We start from the raw sequence: 6,983 nt of genomic DNA, 5'->3' as shown, positions 1-6,983 counted from the left end.
GGTAGTCGAGTTGGTAGGTTTCGCCGGCTTCGTTTTCGATCTCGGTGAGCAGCAGCCGGGCGTTGTCGTAGCGGTACTTGACCTGGGTGCCGTCGGCGTTGAGACGGCGGCTGATCAGGTGCAGGCCGTCGGCGTATTCATAGCGGGTGACGTGGCCGAGTTCGTCGCGTTCGGCGATGATTTTGCCGTAGGGGTTGTAGCTGAATTCTCGTGTGGCGCCGCCTGGCAAGACGAGGCGAATCAGCCTGCCGACGCAGTCCCAGTGATAGTGCGTCAGCGCACCATGCTCATCCTCACAGGCAACTTGCCGCCCCAGATCGTCATAGCGATAACGCTTGATCCCACCATTGGGCAATTGCTCCTCAAGCAACTGCCCACGTTCGTTCCACACCAGTCGATGGCAACTGTGATCCGGGTACCAAACTCCAGTCAGTTGCCCGTGCTTGTTGTAGCTGTAGTCAGTAACCTCACCATCGGGATCGGTCCTACGCGTAACATCGCCTTGCTCATTACGCTCGTATTTCCAGACCGCCTCCCCACGCCTGACAACCCGTACAAAACCGTTGTCATGCTCGTAGGACGTTGGCTCATCATCCCCCGGAAACAGCGCGACCAAGCGCCCGGCATCGTCGTACTGATAGGCCGTCACCGCACCCATCGGGTCTTGCTCGACGGTCAGTCGGCCTTTGTCATCGTAAGATTTGTAATGCTGAGCGCCGTCCGGATCGATGCGCTGCACCAAGCGCGCCCGGTCGTCATGGACATAGACTTCCTGGCTACCATCGGCGTTATGCACCGTGACACGCCCGTCATCGCCCCAGGCATAGCGCGTGTCCATCTGCGAAAAACTCGCCCAATGCCGCACGCAGCGAGCCGCCTTGCCCGCGCCTTCCCACGCCCAGAAGAAACTCGCCCCACCGGCTAACTGCCGCTCGACAATGACGTGCTGATCGTCGTACCGATAACGCTCGCTTTCACCGACGGCATTGGTCGCACACACCAGTCGGCCAGCTTCGTCATAGGCGTAGGAAACGATGTTCTGCTCGGTTTCCCAAACGTAGGGCTCACGCCCTTTGGCGCGATGCACCTGGTAGTCCACCGCGACAATGCGATCCAGCTCATAACGCAACAGCAACGAGCGCCCCGCGCCGTTATCCAGCCGTTCAATCCGCCCAGAACGATCCCGGCAAAGGCGCAGCCGGTTGTCATACGCATCGCTGATGGTTGTCAGCACACCGTCGCGGAAGTGGTAGAAACGCGAGGCTTGGGCCAGCACCAGTTCATCAGGCGAGGCTCCCAAATAGATCGCCGCTTCGGCCAGGCTATTGGTGATCGCCGGCCGAGAAACGGTGGGCAAGGGCAGGGTGGTCGAGCGGTTCTCATGGTCGGTCCACACCACCGAATCGCCCGACACCACCAGCCGATGAGCCAGCGCATGGCTCCAGCCAAACCCCAATCCACACTCGGCCTCCACCGCACTGGTGCGATACAGCCGCGTCCACTCAAACGGCAAGATCCCATCCAGCGCGCTATCGGTGAGGGTCAGCAATTCCTCGCCGGTGACCATCGACACCGGGCAACCGTGGGTGACGGTTTTATCCGCAGGCGCCGCCGCATCCCCCTTCGGGTTCGACGCCACAGCCGGCACATCATCGACAGGCTCCTGACGGACCAACGTCGTGCGCTGGGTCTTGCCACGCACCATTGGCACCGGGTTCGAAACCAGCGTGTCGCCTGCCTTCAACGGCACCACTGGCGCTACCTTGACCGGCGTCGCCGCACTGCTCAGCAACACCGGTTTGGCGACTTCGACATGGGTCTCCAGCCGAGGCCCCACCACTTGCTTGGCCAGCAATTCCAACAACGCCCGTGCCCGCCCGGATTTGACGTGGCTGAGCACACCAGCCCCCAATCGCGCCACCACGCCCATCCCACCCAAGACGCGAATCAGCAGTAGATTGATCAGCACCTCACCGGTAATTTCACCCCACAGTTCCGCCATCTCTGGCGGCGGGAGCATGCGCATCCAGCTGACCAGCGCCGACAGGTAGATAAACAGTAGCGGCTCGTCACTGAGCACCAACAAGCCCTGGGCTATCGCATCACTGCCCAGGGTCAGCAGTTCGTCGAGCTCAGTTTGCGAAAGGTAGTGCAGTAGCTTTTCGCTGTTGGGCTTGAGGTCCGCCAGCAGCGCAGACAGTTCGCCAATGTTGTCCCACAGGCTGTAAAGCGCCTTGCCCAATCCACTGACAAAGGCCGCCTCCAGCAGGCGGCGCCGCTCAAGCGGGCGGGCGTCTGTGTAGTTTTTCCACTGGGCCTGGAAGGTGTCGGTCCACTCTTTGCGCAGCCGGGCTTCCAACGCTGTGATCACTGAGTGGTAGGACGTATACAGCGCCTTGAGGTGATCCTGGGAAACGTTGGGGTAGAAACTCACCCGGTATTGCTGGTTGCGATCGCACTCGGTGACTTCGAGGATGCCACTGGGGCCGATGGTCTTATGGAGGGGCTCGCCCAGCGGGCCGCCGTTTGGATCAACGCGTTGCACGATCACCGGGGTGTTGCCGATGGGTACGAACCTCGTGCTCTGGAACATATGCACCAGGGTCAAGGTACCCGTGGCCTGGCAGGTGGCGACGGTGCTGCTGGGAAACAGGGAGCGATTGACCGGGGCAACCAGCGCGACGTCATCCCCGACCTTGAACACCTGTTCGACGTCCAGCGCGGAGAAGCTCCAAAAGCTTTTGGCCCACTCGTCAAAGGTGTTCAAGCAATCGCGAAAGTCACGGAAGACGCCCTCGACGTCGACCGTTTCCACGTTCATTGGCGTCAGCGCCAGCCTGCCAATGGCCGGGTTCAAGTGGCGGCCCCGTCAACCGCACGCGTCACGAAAAAAACCATCTGCACTCCCTCGCACTGTTTGATCAGGCGAGGGACTTTGCAGAGGTTTGCCGGGGTGAGGAGTAGAGCTTATCCGGCAGTTGTGTGGGATGTTTCAGTTACTGCCACGCACTGGGTTCGGCATGCCGACGAACCCCGGTTAGACTTACCTGTCGATATCAGCACTGCCCGGCCCGTCGTTAACCAAGGAAGCCTCATGTATTCAACGCGTCTGCTGCTCTGCCTTATTCCTTTACTGGTACTGGCCGGGTGCTCAACTTCCCGTGGCCCCCAGCAGCCCGAGCGCAGTGAAGCCGAGGTGAAGGCGCAGATCGTGCGCCTGCTGCCGGCCAAGGTCGCGGACCGCAACGGCTGGGCCCAGGACATCTACACCGCGTTCGACACCCAGAAAATCTACCCCAGCACCGAAAACATCTGTGCGGTGCTGGCGGTGACCGAGCAGGAGTCCACCTATCAGGTCGACCCGCCAGTGCCGGGCATGGGCAAGATCGCCCAGGATGAAATCTTGCGCCGCGCCGGCAAGGTGCACGTGCCGGCATTCGTGGTGCGCAGCGCCTTGCAACTGCGCTCGCCCACCGGCAAAACCTACGCCGACCGTTTGAATGCCGCCCGTACGGAAAAGGACCTGAGCGCGATTTTTGACGACTTCATCAGCATGGTGCCCCTGGGCAATACGCTGTTTGGCGGGTTCAACCCGGTACACACTGCTGGCCCCATGCAGGTCAGTATCGACTTTGCGCAGAAACAGGCGCGGGGTTATCCCTACACGGTGGACGGCACGATTCGCCGCGAAGTGTTCACCCGTCGCGGCGGCATGTACTTCGGCATCGCCCACTTGCTCGGTTACCCGGTGAGCTACGATCAGCCGCTGTACCGCTTTGCCGATTTCAATGCCGGTTGGTACGCCAGCCGCAATGCCGCGTTCCAGGCCGCGGTCAGCCGTGTTTCAGGCAAAGAGCTGGCGCTGGATGGGGATTTGATCCGCTATGGCTCATTGTTGCCCGGCACCACCGAGTTGGCGGTGCGTTCACTGGGGGCGAAGTTGGATATGCGCAACCCGAGCATCCGCAGCCAACTGGAGCAGGGCGAGCAGTTGGATTTCGAGGACACCACCTTGTACAAGCGCGTCTTCGCCTTGGCTGACCAGGCGGCCGGCAAGCCGCTGCCACGGGCGATCCTGCCGGGTATTGTGCTCAAGAGCCCGAAGATCACCCGCAACCTGACCACGGCCTGGTTTGCCAAGCGCGTGGATGAGCGCTACCAGCGCTGCATGAAGCGCTGATCAACTGCGGCGCTTGACGAACCGGCGCCACAAGCCCACCCACAACCACACCACCGGGAACGCCAGGATCACGAAGGGCAGCACATAGCTGGCACGTTCCAGGGCGTCTGCGGTGCCGTTCACCAGGTTGTCTCCCAGGTTGCTGAACATCCGGGTGAACCTTGACACCTGGTTGGCGCCGTCCGAGGAGCGGAAGTTCAAGGTCATGCGGTTGGTGTCGAGGCGGCGTTGCTGGCCGGCGGCAACCTGGGCCAGTTCCTGCAGCTCGTTTTCAATGCCGGCTTGCTCTTTGCTCAGGACGATCAGGTCGCTGACGGTGATGTCCTTGCGCTTGGCCAGTTCATCGAGGCGTTGCTGCTGGGCTTGCAGGCGGTCCTGGCGACGGCGCACATCCGCCACGGCATCGGCCAGGTCTTCGGCAGTGGTGATGCGCTGGCCGAGCTTACCGCCTTCGGCCGCCAGGGCGACCATCGGTTCCACACCCGTGGGCGCGATTCGCAGGATGATCTGGCCACCCTGGCCGTCTTCGGTAATGCCAAGGATATTGCAGGCACCAAAGCGCGCCGTTTCACACGCCTCACGAGTGGCCTGCATACGCGGCGCAAGCAGGGCGCCGGGCAGGGCCAGGGTCAATTCATGCTCATAGGCCAGTTGCGCCCCGGCCTTGCCCTGTTCGCCATTGATGACGGTGGCGCGAGAGTGGTCCGTGGGGGAACAACCGGCCAAGGCCAGGCCGGCGAGCAAGATCAACAGCGGCGCGCGAAGCGGGTGGGAGTTGCCGTCCAGGTGGCGCATGGCGTTTCCTTGAAATGTGCAGGAGAAATTGGCCGAGATTAAAGCGGGTCTGGCCCATTAACGCAAAGCATTGCCCGGGATTTGCCCGGCTGATGGTGGTGGCTGTCGGGTCGGGGCTGGCGTACACCTCAGGCCTCACCCCAGGGAAGCATCCGCCATGAACGCTCAGACTGTCCCCCAAGGCTTTGTCCCGTTGCCGCGCAGCAGTCCGTTGCTGGAACTGCTCGGCCCGGCGTATTGCCGTGGCGAAGGTTTGCAATTGGAAGTCGGCTTGCGCGCCGATCATCGTCACGCCAATGGGCGCGGTACGGTACATGGCGGGGTGCTGGCGACGCTGGCCGATATCGGCATGGGGTACGCCATGGCGTTTTCCAGTGAGCCGCCGTTGCCGTTGATTACCGCCAGCATGACCGTGGATTACCTGGGCGCCGTGCAGGTAGGGGAGTGGATGGTGGTGCGTCTGGAAAGCCACAAGCGCGGACGGCAGATGGCGTTCGCCACGTTGAGTTTGCAGGTGGTGGAGCGGGTGGTGCTGCGGGCGAGCGCGGTGTTCGCGGTGCCGCAAGCTGACAGGCAGTGAGATCAAATGTGGGAGCTGGCTTGCCTGCGATAGCGGTGTGTCAGTTAGCAATGATCTGACTGATAGACCGCTATCGCAGGCAAGCCAGCTCCCACATTTTTATCGAGTTCATTCAGGGGTATCGATAAAAGAAAAGGCCTGGCTTTTCGTGGAGCCGGGCCTTTTCTATGTTGCTCTATTGGCGTGGGGCTGCTACGCAGCCCAACGGGAGCAAGCTCCCTCGCCACAATAGCGATCCGATTCAGTTGCGTTCGAGCGCCAGGGCGACACCTTGGCCGCCACCGATGCACAGCGTTGCCAAACCTTTCTTGGCATCGCGCTTGATCATTTCGTGCAGCAGGGTCACCAGTACGCGGCAGCCTGAAGCACCGATCGGGTGGCCGATGGCGATGGCGCCGCCGTTGACGTTGACCTTCTGCGCGTCCCACTCCAGCTCTTTGCCCACCGCCAGTGATTGCGCGGCGAAGGCTTCGTTGGCTTCGATCAGGTCCAGGTCAGCCAACTGCCAACCGGCCTTGTCCAGGCAGCGGCGGGTGGCCGAGACCGGGCCGATGCCCATGATGGCCGGGTCGACGCCCGCGTTGGCGTAGCTGGCGATACGCGCCAGTACGGGCAGGCCGAGTGCCTTGGCTTTGTCGGCGCTCATCAGCAGCACGGCCGCAGCGCCGTCGTTCAGGCTGGAGGCGTTGCCGGCGGTGACGCTGCCGTCTTTCTTGAACGCAGGCTTGAGCTTGGCCAGGGATTCGGCTGTGGTGCCGGCGCGGGGTTGTTCGTCCACCGCGAAGGCCACCGGGTCGCCTTTGCGCTGGGGAATCAGGATTGGCGTGATCTCATCGGCAAAGCGCCCGGCTTCGATAGCGGCCGCGGCTTTTTGCTGGGAGGCGGCGGCAAAGGCGTCCTGGGCTTCGCGGCTGATGCCGTACTTGTCCACTAGGTTCTCGGCGGTGATGCCCATGTGGTAATCGTTGAACGCATCCCACAGGCCGTCGGTAATCATGCTGTCGATCATCTTCGCGTGGCCCATGCGCAACCCGGTGCGTGCGGCAGGCAGTACGTACGGGGCCAGGCTCATGTTCTCCATGCCACCGGCAATGATCACCTCGGCGTCACCGCAACGAATGGCTTGGGCGCCCAGGTGCAAAGCCTTGAGGCCCGAACCGCAGACCTTGTTCAGGGTCAGGCTCGGCACGGCGTGGGGCAGGCCGGCAAGGATCGAAGCCTGGCGGGCCGGGTTCTGGCCGCTGCCTGCGGTGAGCACCTGGCCGAGGATCACTTCATCCACTTGCGCCGGGTCCAGGCCGGTCTGCTCCAGCAGGCGACGGATTACGGCGGCGCCCAGTTCCGGGGCCGGAATGTTCGCCAGCGAACCTTGGAAGCTGCCCACGGCGGTGCGGGTGGCAGCAACAATCACGACGTCTTGCATGGAAT

General features: G+C 62.4%; 5 protein-coding genes. 2 read left to right on the top strand and 3 right to left on the bottom strand.

The annotated features are described in order from the left end of the window. Positions 1-2,821 (bottom strand): DUF6531 domain-containing protein (locus JFT58_RS06120; protein WP_198834320.1); only part of this gene is annotated, 2,821 nt, incomplete at its 3' end. A 273-nt stretch (positions 2,822-3,094) separates the two neighbouring features. Here JFT58_RS06120 and JFT58_RS06115 point away from each other — a divergent pair. Next, positions 3,095-4,180 carry a DUF1615 domain-containing protein gene (locus JFT58_RS06115; RefSeq protein ID WP_034127058.1) on the top strand — a complete coding sequence of 362 codons (1,086 nt, stop codon included), beginning with the start codon at positions 3,095-3,097 and terminating at the stop codon, positions 4,178-4,180. Here the strand turns inward: JFT58_RS06115 and JFT58_RS06110 are convergent, their stop codons facing one another. Beyond that, positions 4,181-4,975: a DUF4349 domain-containing protein gene (locus JFT58_RS06110; protein ID WP_034127059.1), complete on the bottom strand. Its 795-nt coding sequence runs from the start codon at positions 4,973-4,975 to the stop codon at positions 4,181-4,183. Between the two features lie 157 nt (positions 4,976-5,132). Between JFT58_RS06110 and JFT58_RS06105 the strand changes: the two genes are divergently transcribed. Further along, positions 5,133-5,555 (top strand): PaaI family thioesterase, encoded by a 423-nt coding sequence (locus tag JFT58_RS06105; RefSeq protein ID WP_054895767.1) that lies wholly within the window; start codon positions 5,133-5,135, stop codon positions 5,553-5,555. A gap of 241 nt (positions 5,556-5,796) precedes the next feature. Here the strand turns inward: JFT58_RS06105 and JFT58_RS06100 are convergent, their stop codons facing one another. Next, positions 5,797-6,978: an acetyl-CoA C-acetyltransferase gene (locus tag JFT58_RS06100; protein WP_003190325.1), complete on the bottom strand. Its 1,182-nt coding sequence runs from the start codon at positions 6,976-6,978 to the stop codon at positions 5,797-5,799. Between the last annotated feature and the right edge of the window lie 5 nt (positions 6,979-6,983).

The sequence above is a fragment of the Pseudomonas sp. MF6767 genome (genome assembly GCF_016405475.1).
In the GTDB taxonomy this organism is placed as follows: Bacteria; Pseudomonadota; Gammaproteobacteria; order Pseudomonadales; family Pseudomonadaceae; genus Aquipseudomonas; species Aquipseudomonas paracarnis.
This window is presented reverse-complemented; position numbering and strand designations above follow the sequence as displayed.